Here is a 26913-nt window from a genome sequence, read left to right as displayed (position 1 = left end):
TGCAGGTTGCAGAGCCGTAAAATAAAAAATTGATATATGTGAATAAATAGATTTTCAGTTGATAGTAGTACATTAGCTAAATAAACCTATCAATCAATGACTGGCTGTCGACTAAACAAGTTCTCTAAATTGTTCATATTTGCTACTTTAGGTGTAGTAATAATTGTTTCCTGCTCAAAAGAGCATAAGCCTACTCCAATACAATCTGTTATTCCAAAAGATGAACTACCGAACATTAAACCCAGGGGTAATGAAAATTATCTGAAACAGAACTCTGATTATGTCTACGACCACACAAAAATTAAAACTTATGAGCTGATTATTACAAAAGATGGCCTGGCAAAAATAGACGCCAATCCCGCGGCAGAAGAATACGTAGAGGCTGCTCTGATATTTGAAGGTGATACCATTAGTCCAGTTGGTGTACGTTACAAGGGTTCGATTGGAGCTTTTGGAGGCTGTTTATCAGGACCTGATTGGGTACATCCGGACGGACGAAAAGTTTGTGAAAAACTGAGTATGCAGATAAAAATCAACTGGAATGACCGCAAAGAACGTTTTTTTGATCTGAACAAACTGCAGTTCCATGCGCAAAACTACGATAAGTCTCAGCTCCGCGAACGTCTGGCTTATTGGCTTTTTGGTCAGATGGGTGTCCCCGCCCCACGCACGGTTCACGCCAGATTAATTATTAATAAAAAATATTCTGGTTTATATGGTCTTGTTGAGGAAATTGATAATCGTTTTGCTGAGTACTTTTATAAGGAGGGAAAAGGTAATGTCTATAAGGAAGTCTGGCCAGTGAAGCCCAACGGTGAACCTGAATCGGATAAGGCTTTTATAGAAGCACTGAAAACAAATGAAGAGGAGCAGGATATTAAGTTTATCAAAGAATTTGGTCAGGCGATTGCTGGTTCTAATCTGTCGAATAGTAAAGATTTGGTAAGGAAATACATGAACCTTAATGAAATACTATCATATATTGTAGTAGATAGAGCAATCAGGCACGATGATGGCCCTTTTCATTGGTATTGCGCCGATGCAACAGTAAATTCTTGTGAAAATCATAATTATTATTGGTTTGAAGACAAGAAAAATAAAAAAATGCACCTTATTCCTTGGGATATGGATGGTGCTTTCGAACAAGTACTCCTTACTTCTAACCCGTATACGGGTATAGCAGATAAATTGGGAGAAATATCGAATAATTGTCTGCCTTTTAGTTTTGGAGCCGGGCGAAAGCAACGTTCAGCTGCTTGCGACAAACTAACGGCTGCATGGTTAAGTTTTAATCCTGAGTACAATGCCATTAAAAAAGATTTCCAGAGTAACTTTGTTGCCAACAATAAAATACTCTCTCAGTTAAATGTCTGGGCTAAACAAATTGAACCATTTATTATGGAGGCAGATCAAATTCATAATAAAGGGATTGATAAGGAAATCAATAAAAAAACAACTACAATAATTGTCTGGGACAATGCAACAAATGCCTTAAGAAGTCAAGTGAAAGGTATTCTATGATTTTTGCATATATTGGATGAAATTATAAATTATCACTATGACACATTATCTTACCAGCACCCGCAAGCAATTTGAGTATTATAAAATGTTGGGCGAAAAGACTTTTGCACAGCTTTCAGACGAGCAGTTATTCTGGCAATATAACGAAGAAAGTAATAGTATTGCGATAATAGTAAAGCACCTCTGGGGCAATATGCTTTCACGCTGGACGGATTTCCTGACAAGTGATGGAGAGAAAGAATGGCGACAAAGAGATGCTGAGTTTGAAAATGATATAGCCAGCAGAAAAGAATTATTAATTAAATGGAATGAGGGGTGGGCATGCCTGTTTAAAGCATTAGATAGCCTGACAATCGAAGATTTAAGCAAAGAAATTTATATCCGTAACGAGGGTCATTCGGTTGTTGAAGCCATTAACCGACAATTGGCACATTATCCCTACCATATCGGACAAATCGTATTTATTGGCAAAATGGTTTGCGATACTAACTGGACTTCCCTGTCAATACCCAAAGGGAATTCGCAGACCTTTAATAAAGATATGTTTGAAAGAAAACGCACCCCTAACCCCTAAAGGGGGACTTTAGTACTTGACTAATTAAAGTACTAGTACGTAAGCAACTCCCCTTTATGGGTCGGGGCGTTATTCTGAATTAAGTGATTTTACCGGATTCATCAATGCAGATTTGATGCTATGGAAACTTATAGTTAATATAGCAATCAGAATAGCTGTTAAGCCTCCTGCAACAAACACCCACCATTGAATGGGCACTCTATACGCAAACTCTTGCAGCCACCAGTCTGCGGCGTACCAGGCCAACGGTGAGGCAATAAGCACAGCCCAAAGAACTGGTTTCAGAAAGTCTTTTGAAAGCAATACGACAATACTGCTCACGGTTGCTCCTAATACTTTACGAATACCAATTTCCTTGGTTCGGCTCCGCGCTGTAAACATGGCTAATCCTAACAAACCTAAACAAGCAATATAAATAGCCAGCCCAGCAAACCAGTTAAATAGTTTAGCTAAACGCTCATCTGAATCATATTGTTGCTGAAAATACGTATCAAGAAAGAAATACTCAAAGGCATTATTCGGAAAAGCATTTTTATAGATTTCTTCAATGATGAATAGTGTATTTTTAATGTCCTGACTTTGAATTGTAAGTGATAGGAAAGCACTACTCCAGGGAATATGATAAAAGACAATTGGTTTCTTACTACTCTTAAGTGATTCCTGATGAAAATCTTTTACTACACCCACAATCTTTTTTGGTAAACCATCACCAATTTCCTGATTCAAAGCGCTTTCAGGTGTGGTAAAACCAAAGGCTTTCATGGCCGTTTCGTTAATAATTGCCGCATTATCATCTAAAATCATTTCTTTAACGAAGTTTCTCCCAGCCAGTAATTTTATTTGATACGCCGATATAAAATCTTCATCAACTGCTACTACATGACAAATTTTAAAATTATTGGCGGCTTCGTGAAAGCGCTGAAACTCGGCCGTCCAGAAGATTTCTCTACCGGGAACAGATGACGACACTGTAACATTTTTCACACTTGTATTTGATAATACTCTGTCCTTGAAAAAAGTCATATCATTAGTGAAACTGCCTGTTCGAAGTATCTTTGGTGTGGTGATAATCAGCTTTTGCTCTATATTCATCCCCAAATCCTGCTTCTGCATAAATTTGATTTGCTGATTGATAACAATGGTAGAAATAATGAGCATAATAGACGCAGAAAACTGAAAGATTACTAAACCCTTGCGGAATAATTTACCAGAGGAATTAGCCGATAGCTTTCCTTTTAAAACCTGTATAGGTTTGAGAGAAGACAATACGAATGCCGGATAAAAACCGGATAGAACAAAACTCAGGCAGAATGCACCTATGATAGTGAGATAGAATAATGTTTGGTAAAAAATAGCGAAATCAGATTGAGTAACCATTTGTGTAGCCATTAGAAAAATGCCTAAACCTATCAGCAATGCCAGAAAATTGAATAGGAAAGATTCGAATAAAAACTGACTAATCAATTGTCTTTTCTCAGAGCCTAAGGTCTTTCTTATACCTACCTCTTTGGCTCGTTCCATTCCCATCACCGTCGAGAGATTGATATAATTAAGCAAGCCGATAACAAGAATCAGAATGGCGACCAATATCAACACATAGATAATCTCAATCTTGCCACCAGGTTCTATTTCAGTATTGTTGAGTGGATATAAATGTATATCCCTCATAGGCTGTAATACCATAGTCTGATGAATATTATATCTCTGCCATAAGCGGCCTAAATGTTTTTCGGAAACAGCCGTTATACGCTTTTCTGTCGATTGAATATTTGTATGGGGTTTCAGTAGGAGGTAGGTGTAAAAATTTGTCCAATACCAGCCACCAGTAACAAACTGGTCATTTTTAAGCAAGTTTTGTATCGCAAAAATAAAATCGAAGTGGAAGTGGCTGTTCTTTGGTACATCGGCAAATACACCGCTTACTATATAGTTTCCGCCCTGCCATTCAGAAGTCAAATAGAGTATCTTCCCAATAGGGTTTTCGTCACCAAAGTATTTCCTGGCCATTGATGCTGAAACAACCACAGATTCAGGACTTTGCAATACCTGATTAGCAGCACCTTTTAGCAATGGAAATGAGAACACCTTAAAAAAGGAGGCATCAGCATAAAAGCCGTTTTTCTCCTGAAAACTCACTATTTCTCCATTAGGCTTCCGGTAATTAATCATTCCATCTGCCCGATGCAGGCGCACAAAATCTTCCACTTCAGGAATTGATTCTTTGATAGCAGGCCCTTCGGCATGATAGCTTAAGGCAGTAGTATTAGTTAATACCTTATTTTTATAATCATGCACGTGAATCCGATAAACCCTGTCAGCGTTCTGATGAAACTCATCGTAGCTCAGTTCATCAAATACATATCGGGAGATAAGCATAAAGGCCGCCATACTTAATGACAAACCGATAAGCATAATCAACGAAATAGCCTTATGCTTAAGTAAAGTCCGCCAGGCGATAGTAAGATAAATTTTGAACATGCTAATAGATAGTTGAATAGTTGCAAATGTATAACTAATTTTTTAGTTTCAAAACGAATTAATTAGTTTTATAAAGAAAAAAGTGTATATTTGGAGAAGAGAAGCGCTGCAGATAAGATTAATACAGCTATAATAACACCAGAAAAATAATTTATTGATCACTGTTAAAGAAACGCTATTCTTTCGAAACTGTAGTAAATTAATGTCAACTTAAACAAATATAATAATGAAAAAGATCTCCTTACTGGTGATGGCAGTTCTGGCAACTGTTATTCATTCGCTCGCCTGCATCAATGGCGATACTCAATTTTTAAGCGATGGTAGTCTTGTATCTCAGCATCTGGAGTCAGACGCTGTGCATAATCTTTTTTTTTATAAGGAGAGTTATAATAAGGCGTACAAACAATTGAATAGTTTGTATAAAGCAACAAAGAAAATAGATTATCTATCTGACAAGGGTGTGATTCTGATTTTACGCGGAAAGTATAGTGAGGCTATTAAGTTCTATCTGGAAATAGAAAGAATGCAGCCCAATAGGTACTCCACTGCCTCCAACCTTGGAACTGCCTATGAATTGAATGGACAAGCGGAGGAGGCCTTAAAATGGATTAAAAAAGCTTATGAAATCAATCCACTATCGCATGAACATTCAGAATGGTTACATGTTAAAATATTAGAGGCTAAAGTAAAAGGCGATGCCTATGTTACCGATAATTTTCTACTGCATACTTCATTCGGTTCTGGCGATGAACCATTCAGCAAATTACATCAATCAGATTTATTAAGAATAAAGTATGCTTTAATTTATCAGTTAAGTGAGCGTATTTCTTTCGTAAAAACAACGGATAAAATTGTTGCCAGACTCTTTTTTGAATTGGCTAATATTGAGGCTGTCCAAAGGAATTTTAATAATGCTGTAGAATACTATAAAGAGGCACAAGCCTACGGTTTTACAGATGGTCTTTTGCAGGCAAGAATAAGAAGTGCCTCGGAAGGCCTCCAGTCTGCAGAAAAAAAGATTTCGGTAAAAGAAATGCTTTATTGGTCGCTTGGCTCTCTGATTGTAATAGTTTTATCTGCTTTTTTTGCGATTAAGAAAGATTTTCATCATAGACTATTTAGGTAAGAGCGGCAGTATAACTGCCTGCTTTTAATATATCGCAAGAGCTATTTGAAAATAAAAAAATCACCATTCCCCTAAAGTCTATAATCTCATGGCTTAAAACCAGATAACCGTCTACTACACAGTCGGTCAGTTCATGCAGTGGCGTTTGTACAAAGGGATAGGCTTTGCCCATGTAAAAATTGATAATAAACTGATGAAAGTGGTCTGTATTTTGCATTGATTTATAAAGAATTTGTATTTTTGTCAATCACAACTATTGAATTAATGCTATGACTAAAACTTTCTTACTTATTCTAGTAATGCTCTCTCATTTTGCCTTATCAGGGCAGGAAAACATATCTACATTTGAAAATGAAATAGCTTCTTATGAACTTAAGGGCGCTAAACATGAAGAGATAGATTGTGTGCTTACTACAACAGAGATACCACCCAAACCAATAATAACAACCGATAGAGATATTATTTGTGATGGTGATCGAGCCACTTTAACTGCTACTGGATGTTATGGAACTATTACCTGGAACACAGGGGCTACAGGTATATATCTGGTTGTAACTACCGGAGGAACTTTTTCAGCAACTTGTACCAATCAATCAGGTACTAGTGAAGTGTCATATCCGGTTATTATCAAACAGTTTTCAACACCTGACCCTCCAACAATTAGTATATCTTCACCTGTTCTATGTGGAGAAAGAAGCAAAATGCTTATAGCATCAGGATGCAATGGTCGTATACGTTGGAGCATTGGAGCAACTCAATCGAGTATAACAGTAAGTGCCTCAGGAACTTATTCAGCTACCTGCGAATCTATTTGTGGCGTAAGTGCCTTTTCAAATTTGATAGTCATTAGATTTCTTTTCCCTCCATATATACTTGCTGAAAATACAGGCCCCTATCAAACCGGAGAAACAATTCATTTGAACGGTCTGGGGTCTTGGAGAAATATGGTTTGGAGAGGACCTGATGACTTTATGGCAAGAGGTGATTCAGTTAAAATTCTGAATGCGGGTATTGCAGAAAGTGGAATTTATACCCTAACTGTCACCGATAGTGATGGATGTTCGGGTTCGGATACCACTCATGTAATTGTAGAACCTTGCCACGAAAAACTCAGGTTTAATTATGTAAGTACAGAACCAAGTCTGCAATATTTATTTTCGTTGAAGTATGGGATGATACTCAATAAACTTTCTACCAATACAGGCATTTTAGCCACGCCTGTCTGTCAGTTAGATACGTCTAAAGTAGGGAGCATCAGAATGCAAATGACAGGACCTGAACCTTTTTATAACCGCAATATTATTGAAAATGTATACCCTTATTCTATTTTGAGTAATAACGGATTTCAGATTTTTGGTTCAGTTTTTCCGGTAGGGCAGTATACACTAACCTTCACAGCTTTTTCTGAAATATCTGCTCATGGAAATATTCTGTTTGGGCCTCAGACAGTGCAATTTAGTATAGTAGACTCTTTGGCAATAATTCATCTGGATAGTTTGAATATAACTGAAATTTGCCCTGGAGCATCCTTAGATATAAGTTTTAGTAATACAGGCAGTTTTTTAGCAGATAATTTATTTGAAGTACAGTTATCAGATGCTGATGGGTCATTTGAAAACCCGATTAAAATAGGAGAAAGTACTACTAATGGCATGGTTCACTGTAAAATTCCTTTAAATACTTCACAGGGAAATGCTTATAGAATACGCATCTATGCTACCAAACCGGCCCTCATAAGTAACCCGAGTTTTGATTCATTTAGAATTAAAGCCAGAAAAATTAATTTACAAAGTCCGACTGATAATGTTTATTCAATCTCTAATAAAGAAGCGAGTGAAATAATCAAGGCAAGCAATAAAGTCCTCTTAAATGCAAGTGCAACTTATCAATCAGGAAGATATATCCAATTAAACCCAGGTTTTGAAGTAAATGCTGGTGCAAAATTTGAAACGCGACTAGAGAGTTGCTATTAATAGTAGTCTAATAAATTTTTATTTCTGACCATGCAGGCAATCATTTTTTGTGGCATACAAGCTACCGGGAAATCTACTTTCTACAAAAAGCATTTTTTCAGAACCCACTTACATTTATCGCTTGATTTATTGAAATCCCGACATCGGGAAGATGTATTTCTGCAGGCATGCTTAAGCACCCAACAGGCTTTTGTAGTAGACAATACAAATCCGACTAAAGTAGAAAGGGAAAAGTATATTTCTGCGGCTAAACAGCGCAAGTATAAAATAATAGGATACTATTTTAAGTCGGATATTAATGATGCCCTGCGCAGAAATGCCCTTAGAGTTGGGAAAGAGAATATACTGGAAATAGGTGTTAAAGCAACCTATAAAAAGTTTGAACTTCCGGCTTTGGAAGAGGGTTTTGATGAACTATATATTGTTGAATTAAAAGATGATGACTTTTTGATAAAAACATACCCCAATGAAATTTGATGATTTAGACCTCAAAATGAGGGTTTATGAAACTGCGCAAGACCGTTATGTCTTACCTGAAATGTATATGGTAGCCAGAATAGACGGACGAAATTTCACCAAGCTGACTAAAGAAGGGCACAAGTTTAAAGCACCTTTCGATGAGGTTTTCAGAGACTATATGGTTGAAACACTAAAACACCTGATGACCTGTGGTTTTAATGTGATTTACGGTTTTACCGAAAGCGATGAAATCTCATTACTCTTCCACCTGAACGAAGCAGCATTTTCACGAAAAACAAGAAAATACAATTCAATTCTGGCTGGTGAGGCAAGCGCAAAATTTTCTGTGCTATTAGGTGCAATAGGCGCATTTGATTGCCGTATTTCAGAATTGCCCAATAAAAATCTGGTTGTTGATTATTTCAGATGGCGTAATGAAGATGCACATAGAAATGCCCTGAATGCCCACTGCTATTGGCGATTGAGGCAGGATAATTTTTCAAAAAGAGAGGCTACGGCAAAGATTGAAAAATTAAGCATCGCTGAGAAAAATGAACTTTTATTTCAATACGGTATAAATTTTAATCATCTCCCTAACTGGCAGAAACGAGGCATCGGGGTATATTGGAAAGAGGTAGAAAGAGAGGGTTTCAATCCGAAAACAAATCAGAAATTATTGACCAGAAGAAGAGAGTTGGTAGTAGATTTTGAATTACCTATGCGAGATAATTATAATCAGTTTATTATTGATCTGATAGATACTCATTCAAATGCTATCAATTAAATTGACAGGCTAAATCTCAATAAATTAATTGAATCAGCATTAAACCACACAGTCTGATTTATGTCTAATAACTATATTTCTGATAGTTTGGATCCTGTTTAACTTAGACATAAATGACTTCTAAAAAGAGGAATTTTTCTTCTTAATTTCGTCCTCTTTTTTAACAATCTTTAACAGGCATTTTTTGCTAAAACACAAACGGAATTTACCCGATTATCGTTAATATATCGTAGTTAAAATTAACTCATACGTTACACGAAAGATTAAATTTTAAGAGTAGAAAAAAGATGAAAGGACTATTTAAAAAAGCCTTGCTCATCGGGATGATTGGGCTAGGCATTTCAAGCGCAAGAGCACAGGTAAGTACACATAAAGACCCAACTGCTGACTTCAGCGATTATCGTTCATTTGCATGGATTCAACCGGATATTCAGGTAAAGAATCCACAATATAACAACGATTTGATTACAAAAAATATTCAGGCAAATGTTGATGAAATCTTATTGAAAAAAGGGATGACTATCAACACTAAAAAACCTGATTTATTATTAAGATTCCATACTGATACAGAAAAGGAAACTACTCGTGGCTTCTATAGCCCGTCGTATCCGATGATTGGATATGCCCGTATCGGTAGAATGTTAGTGCCTTATAATATGGGTTATTACGGCGGTGGTTATTCTGCCCCATACTCTTATAACAAAGGTACTTTAGTGATTGACGCTATTGATGCTAAAACCAATAAGCTGGTTTGGCAGGGAAGTATTTCAGCTGCCTTGAATGATCGTAAAATCGACAAGCAGATTGAAAAGGGTGTCAGCAAAATCATGAAAAGATACCCAAATTCATAATCGTATAGCGATTTTTTAAATCGCCTCTGATAAATACAAGGGAATGTGCCAAACGGTATGTTCCTTTTTTTGTTAGCTTGAGTGCTTTGTAGTATCTTTACATAATAAAATCATTGCTCTGTGCTGTGCAGGCAATGTTATTAACACTTTAATATTGATAAATTAATGAAAATTATTTTAGCTGCTGTTGACTACAGGCTGGTTGTAGCCTGGAAAGAATTTTTTGGAGAAGACCGCAATGTTAGTATTATTGAAACTGACATCACACAATTGACATGCGATGCCATTGTTAGTCCGGCCAATTCATTTGGTTTTATGGACGGTGGCCTTGATTACGCACTCAGTGAAAGATTCGGCTGGAATCTGGAGAAAAAGTTACAGCAAAGAATAAAAGACTTGCCCGAGGGTGAACTTTTAGTAGGTCAGGCAATGGTGATAGAAACAGGCGATAGTGTTATTCCATTTCTGATTTCGGCACCCACTATGCGTGTTCCGATGAATTTTAACATTGATACCTCAGTTAATGCTTATTTGGCTATGAAAGCGGTCTTAATTCAAGCTAAGAATGAGCCCGGAATTAATTCAGTAGCTGTTCCTGGCCTTTGCACAGGAGTGGGCCGAATGGCACCCATGATTGCTGCAAGACAGATGTTTCAGGCATATAAAGAAATTATACTTGGTGAAAGAATGGATTTTAAAAACTTTAGTGAGGCTCAAAAATACCAGTGGAATATTAATCCACAAAGTATGATTTATATACATTGATTGAATGCGGTTCGCTGCAGGACGATTGGTCAAATCGCCTCTAGTGAATAAAAGGGAATGTGCCAAACGGTATGTTCCCTTTTTTATTAAACTAATAGGGAAGTTATTTGTCTAAAATAAAATTTAGTTTAACCTAAATTTTATTTTTATATTTGTAGAAAATATTAAGTCAATGACAAATGCAATAAAAACTATATCAAAAAAAGGCGTGCTCTTCGCAATCGGTTATGTATTTATCAAATGGTTGCTTATTTTAAGTGTGGGCACCTATCTGGCTAAACAAGGTTTATGGAAAAACGAATACCTGTTTATATTACCTGTAATAGCAGTTTCAGCAGGGCTGTTTCGATACTTAAAGAAAGCACCCGCTTACAAAATCTATTTCAGAAAAGCACTTGAAAGATATTATCCGAAATATGCCAAAGAACTATTAGAGGATATTGATGCTAAATACGACGAGCTAAAGGTAGATATTAGGTTTGCTAAAACTTCATCAAACCCTATGGACAAACGACTTGACTTAACCGCTTACTTTTTAGCATTAATTATGGTGTTAGAGAAAGCAGGGGAAAGTTTTGAGCAAATAAGGGCAGTAGCCCTTTTTACTATTACCGAATATCTGCGCCCCAAAAATAAATGGCAGGCATTTTTGAAAAAACTACCTGTTAAACTCATAAAAACAAGTTTTGGCAGATACCTGATTAAGGCCTTTGCAAAAAAGGTTGGGCATAGAGGAAATCCCGAGGGATTTGTAGCCAATATCATTACCGATACAAACGAAACCCATGGTCTAGGTTATGGAGTAGATATTATAGAATGTGGTATCTGCAAGCTCTTCAAAAAACACAATTATCAGAAATATGTCTCCATTTTATGCGAGGTAGATAAATACACCACCAATCTGGCAGGATTATCAATGATGCGCACAGATACTATTGCTAATGGAGCAAACAAATGTGATTTCAGGTATCAATTACAAACTAACACCTCAAAATAGATATAAGTTATTGATTAATAATTATTTAAATAGCCTGACAACTTCTTTTGCTTTAAAAAATTTGTATTTTTACGATATACAAAATACAAATTATGAAAAACCTTACGAACTCAATCACCCGATTTCTGCTTGGGCTTAAACGGCCGTCAAGTAGCACCAACAAGCGTTTACTCCATAAAAACGGAGAAACCCTCTCCTCTTTCATTATCCGCGAAGCAGTTACTAAAGATATAGAAGACTTAGTGACGCTGCATATTCAGGTCTGGTACGAAACCTACGGTAATTCAAAACATAAACTCTCCCGCGATTATATTCATCGCTTCTGGAAAGAGGCCTTTGAACGAACAAATGAGGGTTGGTTTTGTTTTGTTATTGAAAACACACATACACACCAGCTAGTAGGCTATGCTAAAGCCAAGCCTTATGCCTCAGGAGACCTGCCTGACTACGCAGGGGAACTAAACAAAATTTACCTCCTGAGAAACTATCAGCGATTGGGGCTGGGAGCTAAACTGGTGGGACACGTAGCCAGACGTTTCCTTAGTCAGGGTATTCATACAATGGTACTATTTGGTATTCCACAAAACCCATCCTGTGGATTTCATGAAGCTATGGGTGGAAGGAGATTATACTCAGCCAACGGAAAATTTCATGGAGGTTATGGCTGGCTGGATTTACAAAAATTAGCCGAAAGAACACCTGTTTAAATTGAAGTTTTGAATAGGCTGTAAAAGAAATAGCATAAATTATATTCACACCTAAATATAAAAGTATGATTCAGCCTAATGAAATGAAGGCGGAGCGGCCTGTGCATATTGCCAACGATGTCGCTAGTACAACTACAGAGGTATGGGGAATACTTCATGCCAGCTACGAGGGTGACTTAGAAGCCGTAAAGGCTTTATGTGAGCAATCTCCCGAACTTGTCTATGCGCAATATAATTATACGCCGCCCATTCACCTGGCCGTGCGTGAGGGGCATTATCATTTAGTTGAATACCTGCTACAAAAAGGCGCCTACAGTACTGAATATAAAACCTATCCTTTTTCAGATGATTTATTGACGGTAGCACAGGACAGAGAATACGAAGATATTGCAGATATGCTGCAGCAATATATTAATGACTCCACCCGCCATTTACATAAGGGAGATAATGGTAAAATTTTCTATAAACGAACGCCTCTGGATATCCATTTTGAAGAAACCATAGATAAAGGCTTCATTGATGATGCCGAAAAACTACTCAAGGTAAATCCTGAACTGGTGCATGACGAGACTTTTTTCTGGGGCGAGGGAATCATGATGATGCCAGCCAAAGACAATAACAGGGATATGGTTGAGTTGCTGTTGAGCTGTGGTGCCAAAGTACCTCTTTTATTAAAATGGGCGCAATTCTATTATTTTAAGCACGCAGACATGGCAACTTTTCTGATGGATAAGGGTATGAATCCGGGAGTGATGAGTTGGCATCATGTGACTTTACTGCATGATATGGCACAAAAGGGATTTATTGATAAGGCAGAGCTGCTGATTAAGCATGGCGCAGACCTGAATCCCATAGAAGAAGAATACCAATCAACGCCTTTGGGATTGGCTGCCAGATGGGGACACCTGCCAATGGTTGAATACTTATTAGGACAAGGAGCCGACCCGCATAAAGCAGGAGCCCCCTGGGCCACACCATTGGCATGGGCAAAGAAAAAAGGTCACATAGATATAGAAAATATATTGCTAAACCATACTTCTCAATAGAATATTCCGGACTATAGTAAGAACAGAAACAAAAAACGTGTCAGCTGCGTTAGCAAAGTTCAGACTATTTAAGATAGGGTAGATGTTCAAATCAGTAATAAAGACGTTTTTCTTCGGAAACTATTTTTATGGAGCATGCGCAGTAGCACTTTCAATAGAGGCGAACTTGCAGCAGCAATATCCGCTGAATGAACCTTACTATTACTTGCTGGTATTTACCCTGACAACCTGGTTTTATACCCTTGCCTATATCACTGATCCCTCATTAAGCACATCCAAAAATCCTAGAACAAACTGGTATATTCAGAACAGGAAATTTGTGAAGTATAGTCAATTGTTCTGCTTAACTATAACTCTTATTATCGGGTTCTATATCCTATATATATACTGGAACGAACTATGGCATATCCATATCAATCAGTTATTACCTTTGTTGCTTACACCATTAGCGGCTGTGTTTTATTACGGACTTAGTTTTTTGCCAACATACAATCTAAGAAAGATAGGCTGGCTGAAGCCCTTTGTGATAGGTTTCACTTGGGCAGGGCTCATTACTATTGCACCTATTATTTTTTACAACCTTACTCACCAGAGCCAACAGGGAATTAGTCCGATAGGGTGGTGGCTCTTGCTGAAAAACTTTATGTTTATCTCAGTTCTATGCATTATGTTCGACATTAAAGACTATGCAGCCGATTCCAACCATAATGTCAAAACCTTCGTAGTCAGAAAAGGTCTCAGGTTTACTATATTCAGTATTATCCTACCATTAACCATTGCCGGACTGATCAGCTTTCTAATTTTTGGCACCTACAACCAATTCTCTCAAACAAGGCTTATTATCAATATTCTTCCATTTATAGCCATGATAAGTGCCTGCTATGCCCTAAAGGAGAGAAGAAATATATTCTTTTATCTTATTATTATTGACGGACTGATGTTTTTTAAAGCCGCTTGCGGAATAATTGCCTCTTTATAAAAAACTGAATCAATGTTAAATAATCACTCTTCTCTAAAGATAATAAAGCCATTATCAACTTTCTCCATACCTATTTTCGGATAATATTCCATGGCAGTAGGCACAGATAGCAACAATACTATCGATTGCTCACCGACTTTCTCTTTGGTTAGTTGAACTAACTTTTTACCAATACCTGAGGTCTTATAATCACTTCTTACAGCCAGGTCGGCCAGGTAACAACACCATACCCAATCAGTAATGCTCCTTGAAACACCCACCAGAATAGTATCGTCCCATGCCGTGATGACTAAATTGGCATTGGCATACATTTTGCCAATTCTTTCCGAGTCGTAGGTTGGTCTGGGCAATCCGGCATTTTCATACAGCTCAATAATTTGCTCGGCTGTGGGTATTATATCGGTTTTGTAGATAAGCGCCATATGAGTTTTTCCTCAAGAATACTTTAAAATTCTGTTAACGTATAGTATATAGCAAAAGTACAAAATATTTATATTGAATAAGTTGAATAGAATTTTAATGCAGAGAAAGCCAGATAATAGGAGTATAAAAAGATTAAAATCACAGAAAATTATTTTGAAACTGTTGTAATAGCGGGGGCTTGGCTGTATATTTGCAGCCGCAATAAGCCTTTATCCAGACGGAAAAAAATTAACAATAACTGATGAATATACGTTTCAGATACGTATATAATCTTGCTAAAATACCATTCCTGTCCTCTCACCTTGTGTGAATTGCGGAATGGTATTTTTTATTAAATGCCTGATAATGAGGTGTTTATATTTTTATTTAAAATTATTCTAAATTACGCTAAAAAATAAAAAAAGTTAAAAAACCTATTTGATTGAAAACAATACTGGCGTAGTTTTGCAGTCAGAAAATTAGGTTATACTACTTACTTATAATATGATTCGTAATTTTTATAAATCACTTTTAGCTCTTGCTGTTGTTGTTACAATTTCTTTCAGCAACGCATTTGCACAAGATTCTACAGCCACCGCAGCAGCTCCTGCTGGGGGAGGCGACGCAGCAAAAGGAGAACAATTATTTAAAGGAAACTGTGCTCAATGTCATGCTGCTAACAGCGAACAAATAGTAGGACCTGGTTTAGCAGGCATCGAATCTCGCAGAGATTTGGCCTGGCTTAAAAAATGGATCAACAATCCAATGGGTGTTGTTGCAAGTGGAGACAAATATGCCGTTGACCTCTTCAACAGATTCAATAAAACCCAGATGACCGCTTTCCCGAATTTCACAGATGATGATGTGAAATCAATTGTGGCTTATGTGAATCAGGTGAATGCAGCTCCTGCAACCGATCCAAATAAAGGCCCTGTCACTACTACTGCAGCTAGTGATACCGGAAGCGGAAAGTTTGTCAATGTTATCTTAATTGCGCTATTAGTAATTATGGGTCTGGTTTTAATAGCCTTACTCGGAATCCTGCAATTATTAAACAAGCTATCAGGTAAAACAGGCGGAGCTGCACCAAGTACTTCATTTGGTGAGAAATTCCAGACTGGATTGAAAGATGTATTTGCCAACAGAACTGTTCGCATAGCTATTACCTGGGTATTTATCCTTTTAGCAACTAAAGCTACTTTCGATGGTTTGTATGGTATAGGCGTTCATCAGGGATATGCTCCAAAACAACCTATCTCTTTCTCGCATAAATTGCATGCAGGCGAAATGAAAATCAACTGTGCATATTGTCACACAGGTGTTTACAAAGGAAAACAATCAGGTATTCCTTCTGCTAATATCTGTATGAACTGCCACAATACTATCAAACGTGAGTCGCCTGAAATCCAGAAGATTTATACAGCAATTGAAACCAACAAGCCAATTGAGTGGGTACGTGTACACAACTTACCTGACCTGGCTTACTTTAACCACGCACAACATACAAACGTTGGTGGATTAGAGTGTAAAGATTGCCACGGTGATATTGAAAAAATGGAAGTTGTACAACAACGTTCTACTTTGACTATGGGCTGGTGTGTTGATTGTCACCGCAAAACTGAAGTAAACGGTAAAGACAATGCTTACTACGACAAGTTAATGGAAGCACATAGTGCTGTGAGCAAAGGTTCAATGAAAGTTGAAGACATCGGTGGATTAGAATGTGCAAGATGTCACTACTAATCTTGTTATACACAGATACAATACTTAGAATAAATTAATCAAAAAGATCTTAAGTCCCTTTAAAAAAGGATTTAATATATAAATACTTAAATCAGCAGTTATGCTCATGGAGAATACTAATAAAAGGTATTGGAAAGGGGTTGAAGAATTAAAAAACGATATCGAGTTTGTAAAAAACGCTAATCGTGAATTTAATTTAGACGATATAGACACAGTCGAACCTAATCACCGCCGTGATTTCTTAAAAGTGTTAGGTTTTGGATTAGCAGCCGTTTCATTGGCAGCTTGCGACGCTCCGGTTCGTAAGGCTATTCCTTATCTTAACAAACCTGAAGACGTTGAGCCAGGTATTGCCAACTGGTATGCCTCAACTTACGCTGAAGGTGGCGATTACTCAAGCATCCTGGTAAAAACCCGCGAGGGACGTCCTATCAAAATTGAAGGAAACAAGATGTCAAGCCTTACTAAAGGTGGGGTAAGCGCAAGAGTACACGCTTCGGTATTAAGTCTCTACGACAACGAAAAATTGAAAGGCCCTAAAAAAGGTAGTGCTGATATTTCTTGGGCAGACCTTGACAAAGAAGTTGGTGCAGGATTAGCAAAAGGTGGCAATATCCGTATCGTAACAAATACCATTCTTTCTCCAACATTCAAGAAAGTTATTGCTGATTTCACTACAAAATATCCTACTGCTAAACACGTTACTTACGATGCCAATTCTGTTTCAGGATTAATTCAGGCTAACAGTGAGTCTTTCGGGCAGGCAGTGGTTCCAAGTTACGATTTCAGCAAAGCCAAAGTAATGGTTGGTATCAATGCTGACTTCTTAGGTACCTGGATTTCTCCGGATATTTATGCAGTACAATGGGCTGAGACCCGTCGTTTGAGCAGTGCTAAAACAGGAGGTAAAAATGAAATGTCTCGTCATTTCCAGTTTGAAACCGGAATGACGATTACAGGTGCTTCTTCTGACTATCGTTCAATGATTAAGCCTTCGCAAGAGGGTGCGGTAGTAGTAGCACTATATAATAAGGTAGCGGCCGCTTTAGGTGGAACACCAATCTCAGGCCCTGCTATTGAAGTACAGAACCTTGATAAATGTGCAAAGGAGCTGGTAGCCGCTAAAGGTGCCGCTTTAGTAGTATCAGGTTCAAACAACCCGGCTATTCAGACAGTTGTTAATGCCTTGAATAGCTTACTAGGAAGCTATGGAACAACGATTGATTTAGGAACTCCGGTAAACTTCCGTCAGGGAAATGATGCTGATATGAACGCTTTCATCAACGAAGTGAAAGGCGGTCAGGTAAGTTCAGTAATCTTCCTTTCAAATCCTGTTTATGATCATGTAAGAGGTGCAGAATTAGGAGAAGCGCTTGCCAGAGTGGCTACTTCTGTATCATTTGCAGCGAATGCAGACGAAACTGCCGCTAAATGTAAATATATTGCTCCTGCTCCTCATTATTTAGAGTCGTGGGGTGATGCAGAACCTAAGAAAGGTTTCTACTCATTAACCCAGCCTACTATTTCATTGATCTTCAATACGCGTCAGGCTGAATCAAGTTTATTAACCTGGGCAGGTGCATCAAGCGATTATCAGGCTTACCTGAAATCTAACTGGACTAAGAGTATCTTAGCTGGTGGTAAATCTTGGGTTCAGGCATTACACGATGGTGTATATGAGCTGGGTGCAAGTGTAGCAGCTTCAGGTGCTTCTTTTGCAGGAAACCTTGCCGGAGCAGCTTCAGCTATCGCAGGTATTAAAGGTTCAGGTATCGAACTTTCAGTATTTGAAAGTATTTCAATCGGAACCGGTACTCAGGCAAATAACCCTTGGTTACAAGAAATGCCTGATCCAATCTCTAAAGTAACCTGGGAAAATACCATTGCTATTTCACAAAAAACAGCAAATGAAGTAGGTATTGAACAAGGTGACTGGGCGAAATTGACAGTAGGTGGCAAAACAATAGAGTTACCTGTATTAGTTCAACCGGGTCAGGCGCACAATACAGTATCAGTAGCCATTGGTTACGGCCGTACAGCCGCTGGTAAAGCCGGAAACGTAGGTGCAAATGTATTCCCATTAGTACCAAATGGCCAGGGCTGGGCAGCTGATGTTAAATTAGAAAAAACAAAGAGTGGTTATACATTAGCTCAAACACAAACACACCATACAGTAATGGGCCGTCAGGCTGTTATTCAGGAGTCTGTATTGAGCGAATACGTGAAGAATGTAAAAGCGGGTCGTTTCGAGCCTACTATACAAACTTCAGAAGGTAACAAGAAACCGGGTCAGATTACACTTTGGAACGGACATGAAAAGAAAAACCATAGCTGGGGAATGGTAATTGACCTGAACCTTTGTCATGGTTGTGGTTCATGTTTAGTAAGCTGTCAGGCCGAAAACAACATTCCGGTTGTTGGCAAAGCTGAGGTAGCACGTGCCAGAGAAATGCACTGGATTCGTCTGGATCGTTATTATTCTTCTGACGCACCGCACGAAGAGGGCTATAGCCCGGCTGGCTTTAAAGCAATGGAAATTCCTTCGGATAATCCTGAAGTAGTTTTCCAACCTATGACCTGTCAGCACTGTTCAAATGCTCCTTGCGAAACGGTTTGTCCGGTATTAGCAACTACGCACAGTTCAGAAGGTCTTAACCAAATGACTTATAACCGTTGTATCGGTACTCGTTATTGTGCCAACAACTGTCCATATAAAGTACGTCGTTTCAACTGGTTCAAATACTTCGAAAACGATAACTTCGATTACAACATGAACAACGACTTAGGTCGTATGGTGTTGAACCCGGATGTAACAGTTCGTTCTAGAGGGGTAATTGAGAAATGTTCACTATGTGTACAACGTATTCAGGCAGGTAAATTAGTTGCCAAAAAAGAAAGACGTCGTCCGGTTGATGGAGAAATTCAAACAGCTTGCTCACAATCTTGTCCTACAAACGCTATCGTATTTGGTGATATGCTGGATCCTGAATCACAAATTTCTAAGATTCTGCAAGTAGAGAGAGAAGGAAGAGCTTTCCAGGTATTGGAAGAAATCAATACTTTGCCTCAACTAAGTTACTTAACTAAGATTCGTAACAAAGATGGTGCGCCGAAAACTGAAACAAGACCATCAGAGCACGTAAGCCCGGAACATTCATAATTTTGACTGAAAAAGTCGCATTTAATTAAGATAATAGCATATTTAATAAACAAAAAAAACTATGCACGTAGTTTCACCTATAAGAGAGAAGCTGGTATTGAATGGTAAGACCTACCATGATATAACAGAAGACATTAGTAGACATGTTGAGGGAGCGCCTACTAAAGAGTGGAAAGTAGCATTCGGAATCTCAGTGTTAGTATTATTATATGGTACAGCATGGGTTTTATGGACTTGGTGGGAAGGTCTGGGTGTATGGGGTTTGAACAAAACAGTAGGTTGGGCGTGGGATATCACCAACTTCGTGTGGTGGGTAGGTATTGGTCACGCTGGTACGCTTATCTCTGCCGTATTGTTACTATTCCGTCAGAAATGGAGAACCTCTATCAACCGTGCTGCTGAAGCGATGACCATCTTTGCTGTAATTTGTGCGGCGTCGTTCATCGTGATGCACATGGGCCGTCCTTGGTTAGCTTACTTCGCGTTACCATTGCCTAATACTTTTGGTTCTTTGTGGGTAAACTTCAACTCACCATTGGTATGGGACGTGTTCGCAATCTCAACTTATTTCTCAGTATCTTGTTTGTTCTGGTATATCGGTATGATTCCTGATTTGGCTACCATACGTGACCGTGCAACAGGTATGCGTAAAAAAGTATATGGTGCTTTAGCTATTGGCTGGACAGGTGGTGCAAAATCGTGGGCAAGATATGAAGACATTTCGTTAATTCTTGCAGGTCTTTCTACCCCTCTTGTACTTTCTGTACATACCATCGTATCATTCGACTTTGCAACTTCGGTTATCCCGGGTTGGCATACAACCATCTTTCCGCCATACTTCGTGGCAGGTGCGATTTTCTCAGGTTTCGCAATGGTACAAAACCTGATGCTTGTAACACGTGTAGTATATAAATTAGAAGATTATGTGACATTAGAGCACATCTCTTTAATGAACAAAATCATCACGCTTACGGGTTCGGTAGTAGGTATCGCTTATATTACAGAGTTCTTTATTGCAGCTTACTCAGGTGTTGAATACGAGAAATATGCTTTCATTAACCGCGCTACTGGCCCACTTTGGTGGTCGTATGCAGCCATGATGACTTGTAACGTACTTTCTCCGCAGGTATTCTGGTTCGAAAAAGTTCGCCAAAACATCGTAGTGTCGTTCGTTATGGCGGTTATCGTAAACATCGGTATGTGGTTTGAGCGTTTCGTAATCATCGTAACTTCACTTCACAGAGACTATCTTCCATCTAGCTGGACTTATTTTACTCCTCGTTTGGGAGATATTTCAGACTATATTTTCTCTTTCGGTTTCTTCTTTACAGCATTCTTCTTATTCTCGAAGTTCTTACCGGTTATCAATATGGCCGAAGTAAAATCTGTATTGAAATCATCATCAGAGAAATATCCTGAAAAAGTAAAGAAAAAAGCATAATCATTAGAATTACGAAACCATTATCAGACAATGGCAGATAACAAATATTTAGTTGGTGTTTTTGACGACGAAGATGAAGTATTACACGCAGTCGGAGAAGTAAGACACAGTGGTGTTAAAATCCACGAAGTATATACTCCTTTTGCTATTCACGGTCTTGACCGCGCTTTAGGATACGACCGCCCAAGAATGGGTATCGCAGCTTTCTTGTTTGGTATTACAGGAACATGTTGTGTACTATTACTCACATTCTGGACGATGGGTATCGACTGGCCAATCAATGTTGGGGGTAAAAACTTTTTCCCTTGGCCAACTAACGTACCTATCTTATTTGAAGGTACTGTTCTTTTGGCTTCGTTTGGTATGTCGTTCACTTTCTTTGTTTTAGAAGGAATGGGTCCAACTGCTAAGCCAATCATCTTTGATGTAAGAAGTACAGATGATAAATTTGTCATGGCGATTGATTTATCTAAAAATAAATTATCAGAGGCCGAAATCACCGATATTCTGAAAGATTCAGGCGCTTCTGAAGTAAATGTAAAAGAAGTTTAGTAGAAGAAAACAAGGAATAGATGTAAGGCTATTCAAACAATATACATACAGAACATTGATGAGTATCAGAAAAGCTGGCTCATACAATAATACATTAATCTGTTTTCAAATGAAATTTTCAGTCCGAAATATCACGCTTGCGGTAGCAGTAGCAACTTTCTCTACAGTTGTTATGTCATCATGTCATGATAACAATAGTACAGGTTGGGAGTTTGCACCTAATATGTATAACTCTCGTGCTTACGAACCATTGACACAATGGCGTGAAAATACAATTAATCCTGACGGGAAAAATATGCGTCAACCGGTTCCGGGAACTATTGCCCGTACCAATTACCATACTTCATTCCTACAAGATGATAGTACAGTAGTGAACGACCTGATGGTATATGACTTACCAAAAGATAGCATTGCTGTAGCAGAAGCAACTTTAAAGAACCCTATTCCGTGGTCTGATGCAGTAGAAACCGAAGGGCAGGCACTGTATGAAAGAAACTGTGCACACTGTCATGGTGAGAAAGGTGCAGGCGATGGTCCGGTAGGAAAAGTTTATAAAGGTGTACCAAACTATGCTAGCGAAGCTTACAAAAACATGAATGATGGACACATCTATCATGTAATTACTTATGGCAAAGGTCGTATGTGGCCACACGCTTCTCAGGTAAACCCTGAAGAACGCTGGAAAATTGTACACTATGTACACAGATTACAATTAGGAAATTAATAACGCACCCCCATCCCTAAAGGGGCGTGTTAGGAAATATTACAATGATTACTTCGCTTTAGGGGCGGGGTTCAAATTTCAAGAATAATGGCTCATAATACTCACGAAATTCCTTCAACAGAAGAAAGATTTGAGTTTACATCCGAATCGAAAAGCAAATTATTAATTGCTGCAGCCCTAGGCGTAGTTCTGGTTGCACTCGGAGCGTTTCTTTTAAATAAAGGCTGGTCAATTGGTGTTTGGGAATCGCACGGTGCAGGGCATGGTGCAGCCGCCGGACACGAAGGTGGTCATGCTGCAGCTGCTGCCCATGGTGGAGGCGAGCATCATGGAGCGACTTTAATTAATCGCATCATTGCAAACATCTGGATGAACAGCGTATATTTTCTTGGAATTTCGGTCGTCGGAATGTTCTTCATCGCGTATAACTATGTAGCGAAGGCAGGTTGGCCGGTAACTATGAAACGCGTATCAGAAGCTTTCCCATCGTTTATCATTGTACCAGGTATTATCCTGATCATTTTATTCGCTATCCCTTCTACGCGTCATATGATTTTCCACTGGACACATCATGGTATCATGGAGAAAGGAAGTGAGAATTATGATAAAATCATTGCTACAAAATCATGGTATTTGAATATGCCATTCTTTACTATCCGTTTATTAGCTTATGTAGGCGTATGGTATTATTTATGGACCTTAATTCGTAAATACTCTATTGCAGAAGAACAAGAGGGTGGGGTAGAATATTACTACAAAAGCCGTAATGTTTCTAAAATATTCTTACTGTTCTTTGCAGTAACTTCTTCAACATCAGCTTGGGACTTGTCAATGTCAATTGATACCCACTGGTTCTCAACTATGTTTGGTTGGTATCACTTAGCAAGCTGGCACGTAGCGGGTTTGGCTGCTATCATGTATGCAGTTTTGATATTGAAAGATAAAGGGTATTTGAGAGCTGTAAACGAAAGCCACTTGCACGATTTAGGTAAATTAATTTTTGGTTTCTCTATTTTCTGGACATATGTATGGTTTGCGCAATATTTATTGATATTCTACGCTAACTTGCCTGAAGAGACAATCTATTTCCGTGAGCGTTTCACCGGGCACGACGGACGCTACTGGTGGCCATTCCATATTAACTTCGTATTGAACTTCTTCTTCCCATTCCTGATATTGATGGCGAGAGATTCAAAAAGAAGACCAACGTTCCTGAAATTAGGTTGTGGATCTATCCTGGTAGGTCACTGGTTTGACTTCTATCAGATGCACATGCCGGGTATTGCTAAAGATCAGGGTGGTATCGGTATCATTGAGTGGGGAACCACTTTGACATTTGCTTCATTGTTCATCTACTTTGTAGGAACTCAATTGTCAAAAGCAAATCTTTATCCGAAAAAGCACCCATTCTTGGAAGAAAGTTTGCACCACGATATCTAATAGTTTATTAGGTAATTTTAGAAAAGTTTTAATTTTAAAGCATACAAGGATTAAGCACTTATAACTTGTAAAATTTTAGTAACATGACCTTATTAATTGTTATTTTAGCTATTGTGTTTTTGGTATTAACCATCATGGTTATATCTAAAACTCAAAATCTATTGAAAGGTGTAAAAGAGAAAGAGCAATCGGAATCTGATATAGAAGAGACGATTACTGATGGTGCAAATAATGCAAATGCCATTGGCTTATTTGTATTCTGGATTGTAAGTGTAATCGGAATAGTTTGGTCATTTAACTATGCTAAGAAAGATTTCTTAATAGCTTTCGGTGATTTACCAACGGCTTCTTCTGTTCACGGAAAAGAAACTGACTTCTGGTTTTGGTTCGGGATCGCTGTTATTACCATTGCTTTCTTTATAGTAAACTCAGTTTTGTTCTATTTCCCAATAAAATATCGTTATAAAAAAGATAGAAAAGCTTATTTCTATCCTCATAACAATACCCTTGAAATAGTTTGGACATTGATTCCTGCAATTGTAATGGCGGGCTTAGTGTTTACAGGTTTACAAGCATGGAATAGAATCATGTCAGATGCCCCACAAGACGCCGAAGTGATTGAGGTAATGGGTAAACAATTCGGATGGCAGGTGCGTTATGGTGGTGTTGATAACGATAAACTAGGTAATTACAGTTATAAGTTAATTAATGATGCCGAAGGTAACGAATTTGGTATCGATTTTACGGATGAAAACTCTTTTGATGATTTCACAAGTAATACAGAGATGCACATTCCCAAAGGCAAACCTGTATTATTAAAAATCAGAGCTAGAGATGTATTGCACAGTGTATTTATTCCTCACATGCGTGTGAAAATGGATGCTGTACCTGGTATGCCAACTAAATTCTGGTTTGTTGCCGATAAGAGTACTGCTGATATGCGTGCCGAATTAGGTAACCCTGATTTTGTTTATGAAATTGCTTGTACAGAGGTTTGCGGCCGTAGCCACTTTGCGATGAAGTTGAAACTGATTGTTGATGAGCCTGCAGAGTATGAAAAGTGGAAAAAAGAGCAAAAATCATTGCTTGCAAGCAAACCTGAGTTTATGGATAAAGTACCTGCTAATCTGAAAGGCAAAGCGATGAAGTACATTATGCCAGCAGCACCGGCAGACAGCACAACTGCGGCTACAGGTGGAGCGGCAACATCAGCATCTTTAAGATAATTATTAACAACAGAACATTCTTAAAAATAGTAATATTATGGCAGCAGCAGCACACGCAGACGTACATGCCAACGAACATGACCACGCTCACGAACACCATGAGCAAAGTTTTATCAGAAAGTACATTTTTTCTGAAGACCATAAAGTAATTGCTAAGCAATACTTGATTTCAGGTATTATCTGGGCTTTAATTGGTGGTTTCTTATCGTTAGTATTCCGTCTACAATTAGGTTATCCAGGAATTGATTTAGGTTGGTTGAAACCTATTCTTGGAGAAAGATGGTTTGATGATACAGGTAAGCTTGACCCTAACTATTACATTGCCCTGGTAACAATGCACGGAACCATCATGGTATTCTTTGTATTGACAGCAGGTTTGAGTGGTACTTTCTCTAACTTCCTTATTCCATTACAAGTCGGTGCAAGAGATATGGCATCAGGATTTATCAATATGTTGTCATATTGGTTCTTCTTCCTGTCAAGTGTGATTATGTTCTCATCTTTATTTGTACATGATGGGCCTGCAGGTGGTGGATGGGTTATTTACCCGCCGTTAAGTGCACTACCAGATGCAGCACCCGGATCGGCAACAGGGATGACACTATGGTTGATAAGTATGGCTATATTTATTGTATCAAGTTTATTAGGTAGTGTAAACTACGTAACTACCGTAATCAACTTGCGTACAAGAGGAATGACTTTCGATAAAATGCCTTTAACAATCTGGGCGTTTACTTTTACGGCTATCTTAGGTATCCTATCATTCCCGGTATTATTCTCTGCGGCTCTGCTATTGATTTTTGACCGTAGTTTCGGAACAAGCTTTTATCTATCAGATATTTATATCAACGGACAAGCATTGCCAAACCAAGGTGGTAGCCCTATCTTATTCCAGCACTTATTCTGGTTCTTAGGTCACCCTGAGGTATATATCGTAATTCTTCCAGCCTTGGGTATGACTTCTGAAATCATTGCTACTAACTCTAGAAAACCAATCTTTGGTTATAGAGCCATGATTTTCTCAATGTTAGGTATCATGTTCTTAGCCTTCATCGTATGGGCTCACCATATGTTCATGACAGGTATGAACCCATTCTTAGGTTCAGTGTTCATGCTCTTGACATTGATTATCGCAGTACCTTCAGCGGTAAAAGCCTTCAATTATATCACAACCATGTGGAGAGGTAACATTGTGTTTACTCCTGCTATGTTGTTCTCAATCGGTCTGGTATCTTTCTTCGTATCAGGTGGTGTTACAGGTATCATTTTAGGTAATAGTGCGCTTGATATTCAATTGCACGATACTTACTTTGTAGTAGCTCACTTCCACCTGGTAATGGGTTCTGCTGCTTTCTTTGGTATGGTAGCAGGCGTATACCATTGGTTCCCTAAAATGTTTGGTAGAATGATGAATGCCACTTTAGGGTACATTCACTTCTGGGTTACTATTGCCGGGGTATATGTGGTATTCTTCCCTCAACATTACTTAGGTATTGCAGGTTTCCCAAGAAGATATTATGCTTATACAGGTTTCGACTTTACTAATAAATATCAGGATTTGGCCGAGTTAAGTACTATCGCCGCTATCGTGGTATTTGCAGCAAATATTATTTTCTTGTTCAACTTCTTCTATTCAATTTTCTGGGGTAAGAAAGCAACTGCCAATCCTTGGAGATCAAATACATTGGAATGGACTACACCTGTTGAACCAGGTCATGGTAACTGGCCAGGAGAGATTCCGGTAGTCTATCGTTGGCCTTACGATTATAGCAAACCAGGTGCAGCTGAAGATTTTATCCCTCAGCACATTCCATTCTCTGCTACTCCTGAGTCTAACTTAGAAGAAGAAAACGAGCAAATTAAAGAAGAAAGAGAGATTGAAGGCATACAGTTTAATCACAGTATCCCTGATTGATAAAACCAGGATTTTAGCTAAGTAGCTTTATTGCTAAAGCTACTTAGCAT

General features: G+C 38.4%; 23 protein-coding genes. 20 read left to right on the top strand and 3 right to left on the bottom strand.

The window, feature by feature from the left end:
- Window positions 1-96: 96 nt before the first annotated feature.
- Window positions 97-1521, top strand: a complete 1425-nt coding sequence (locus tag D0T08_RS12535; protein ID WP_116982985.1) for a CotH kinase family protein — start codon at window positions 97-99, stop codon at window positions 1519-1521.
- Window positions 1522-1558: 37 nt separating this feature from the next.
- On the top strand, window positions 1559-2095 hold the full coding sequence (locus D0T08_RS12530) for a DUF1572 domain-containing protein (RefSeq protein WP_116982984.1): 537 nt from the start codon (window positions 1559-1561) through the stop codon (window positions 2093-2095).
- A gap of 69 nt (window positions 2096-2164) precedes the next feature.
- Here D0T08_RS12530 and D0T08_RS12525 read toward each other — a convergent pair whose 3' ends face one another.
- Window positions 2165-4573: an ABC transporter permease gene (locus D0T08_RS12525; RefSeq protein WP_116982983.1), complete on the bottom strand. Its 2409-nt coding sequence runs from the start codon at window positions 4571-4573 to the stop codon at window positions 2165-2167.
- A gap of 226 nt (window positions 4574-4799) precedes the next feature.
- On the opposite strand from D0T08_RS12525, the gene D0T08_RS12520 reads away from it, so the two are divergent.
- The gene (locus tag D0T08_RS12520; protein ID WP_116982982.1) at window positions 4800-5699 is read left to right on the top strand and encodes a tetratricopeptide repeat protein; all 900 of its coding nucleotides are present in this window, start codon (window positions 4800-4802) and stop codon (window positions 5697-5699) included.
- Here D0T08_RS12520 and D0T08_RS12515 read toward each other — a convergent pair.
- A complete protein-coding gene (locus tag D0T08_RS12515) occupies window positions 5692-5916 on the bottom strand; it encodes a hypothetical protein (protein ID WP_116982981.1) in 225 nt (74 codons plus the stop codon). The genes D0T08_RS12520 and D0T08_RS12515 overlap by 8 nt on opposite strands.
- Before the next feature lie 52 nt (window positions 5917-5968).
- On the opposite strand from D0T08_RS12515, the gene D0T08_RS12510 reads away from it, so the two are divergent.
- From D0T08_RS12510 to D0T08_RS12470, 9 genes are all read left to right on the top strand, one after another.
- The gene (locus tag D0T08_RS12510) at window positions 5969-7672 is read left to right on the top strand and encodes a 3-coathanger stack domain-containing protein (RefSeq protein ID WP_116982980.1); all 1704 of its coding nucleotides are present in this window, start codon (window positions 5969-5971) and stop codon (window positions 7670-7672) included.
- Between the two features lie 30 nt (window positions 7673-7702).
- On the top strand, window positions 7703-8149 hold the full coding sequence (locus D0T08_RS12505) for an AAA family ATPase (protein ID WP_116982979.1): 447 nt from the start codon (window positions 7703-7705) through the stop codon (window positions 8147-8149).
- Window positions 8139-8915: a tRNA(His) guanylyltransferase Thg1 family protein gene (locus tag D0T08_RS12500; protein ID WP_116982978.1), complete on the top strand. Its 777-nt coding sequence runs from the start codon at window positions 8139-8141 to the stop codon at window positions 8913-8915. The genes D0T08_RS12505 and D0T08_RS12500 overlap by 11 nt, the downstream gene beginning before the upstream one ends.
- A gap of 287 nt (window positions 8916-9202) precedes the next feature.
- The gene (locus D0T08_RS12495; protein WP_116982977.1) at window positions 9203-9766 is read left to right on the top strand and encodes a DUF4136 domain-containing protein; all 564 of its coding nucleotides are present in this window, start codon (window positions 9203-9205) and stop codon (window positions 9764-9766) included.
- 165 nt (window positions 9767-9931) lie between these two features.
- Window positions 9932-10531, top strand: coding sequence for a macro domain-containing protein (locus D0T08_RS12490; RefSeq protein WP_116982976.1), 600 nt, complete (start codon window positions 9932-9934; stop codon window positions 10529-10531).
- 172 nt (window positions 10532-10703) lie between these two features.
- Window positions 10704-11528, top strand: coding sequence for an L-2-amino-thiazoline-4-carboxylic acid hydrolase (locus D0T08_RS12485; protein WP_116982975.1), 825 nt, complete (start codon window positions 10704-10706; stop codon window positions 11526-11528).
- Between the two features lie 92 nt (window positions 11529-11620).
- Window positions 11621-12235 carry a GNAT family N-acetyltransferase gene (locus D0T08_RS12480; protein WP_116982974.1) on the top strand — a complete coding sequence of 205 codons (615 nt, stop codon included), beginning with the start codon at window positions 11621-11623 and terminating at the stop codon, window positions 12233-12235.
- A gap of 65 nt (window positions 12236-12300) precedes the next feature.
- Window positions 12301-13281, top strand: coding sequence for an ankyrin repeat domain-containing protein (locus D0T08_RS12475; RefSeq protein WP_116982973.1), 981 nt, complete (start codon window positions 12301-12303; stop codon window positions 13279-13281).
- 82 nt (window positions 13282-13363) lie between these two features.
- The gene (locus tag D0T08_RS12470; RefSeq protein WP_116982972.1) at window positions 13364-14260 is read left to right on the top strand and encodes a UbiA family prenyltransferase; all 897 of its coding nucleotides are present in this window, start codon (window positions 13364-13366) and stop codon (window positions 14258-14260) included.
- Between the two features lie 23 nt (window positions 14261-14283).
- Here D0T08_RS12470 and D0T08_RS12465 read toward each other — a convergent pair whose 3' ends face one another.
- The gene (locus D0T08_RS12465) at window positions 14284-14682 is read right to left on the bottom strand and encodes a GNAT family N-acetyltransferase (protein ID WP_116982971.1); all 399 of its coding nucleotides are present in this window, start codon (window positions 14680-14682) and stop codon (window positions 14284-14286) included.
- A gap of 484 nt (window positions 14683-15166) precedes the next feature.
- Between D0T08_RS12465 and D0T08_RS12460 the strand changes: the two genes are divergently transcribed.
- The 8 genes from D0T08_RS12460 (at window position 15167) to D0T08_RS12425 (ending at window position 26863) form a co-directional block, all read left to right on the top strand.
- Window positions 15167-16405: a c-type cytochrome gene (locus D0T08_RS12460; RefSeq protein ID WP_116982970.1), complete on the top strand. Its 1239-nt coding sequence runs from the start codon at window positions 15167-15169 to the stop codon at window positions 16403-16405.
- Between the two features lie 106 nt (window positions 16406-16511).
- Complete coding sequence (locus D0T08_RS12455) at window positions 16512-19565, top strand: TAT-variant-translocated molybdopterin oxidoreductase (protein ID WP_116982969.1); 3054 nt, start codon at window positions 16512-16514, stop codon at window positions 19563-19565.
- 61 nt (window positions 19566-19626) lie between these two features.
- A complete protein-coding gene (gene nrfD / locus D0T08_RS12450; RefSeq protein WP_116982968.1) occupies window positions 19627-21006 on the top strand; it encodes an NrfD/PsrC family molybdoenzyme membrane anchor subunit in 1380 nt (459 codons plus the stop codon).
- 30 nt (window positions 21007-21036) lie between these two features.
- A complete protein-coding gene (locus D0T08_RS12445) occupies window positions 21037-21558 on the top strand; it encodes a DUF3341 domain-containing protein (RefSeq protein ID WP_116982967.1) in 522 nt (173 codons plus the stop codon).
- A gap of 109 nt (window positions 21559-21667) precedes the next feature.
- Window positions 21668-22282 (top strand): cytochrome c, encoded by a 615-nt coding sequence (locus D0T08_RS12440; protein WP_116983032.1) that lies wholly within the window; start codon window positions 21668-21670, stop codon window positions 22280-22282.
- An 87-nt stretch (window positions 22283-22369) separates the two neighbouring features.
- The gene (locus tag D0T08_RS12435; RefSeq protein WP_116982966.1) at window positions 22370-23722 is read left to right on the top strand and encodes a quinol:cytochrome C oxidoreductase; all 1353 of its coding nucleotides are present in this window, start codon (window positions 22370-22372) and stop codon (window positions 23720-23722) included.
- An 83-nt stretch (window positions 23723-23805) separates the two neighbouring features.
- Complete coding sequence (locus D0T08_RS12430) at window positions 23806-24948, top strand: cytochrome c oxidase subunit II (protein ID WP_116982965.1); 1143 nt, start codon at window positions 23806-23808, stop codon at window positions 24946-24948.
- A 37-nt stretch (window positions 24949-24985) separates the two neighbouring features.
- Window positions 24986-26863 (top strand): cbb3-type cytochrome c oxidase subunit I, encoded by a 1878-nt coding sequence (locus D0T08_RS12425; protein WP_199538150.1) that lies wholly within the window; start codon window positions 24986-24988, stop codon window positions 26861-26863.
- The last annotated feature ends 50 nt before the right edge of the window (window positions 26864-26913 follow it).

Origin of the sequence: Emticicia sp. C21, assembly GCF_003418935.1 — a bacterium.
Classification (GTDB): domain Bacteria; phylum Bacteroidota; class Bacteroidia; order Cytophagales; family Spirosomataceae; genus Emticicia.
The sequence above is the reverse complement of the archived record's forward strand: the minus strand, read 5'-3'. Positions and strand labels throughout refer to the sequence as shown.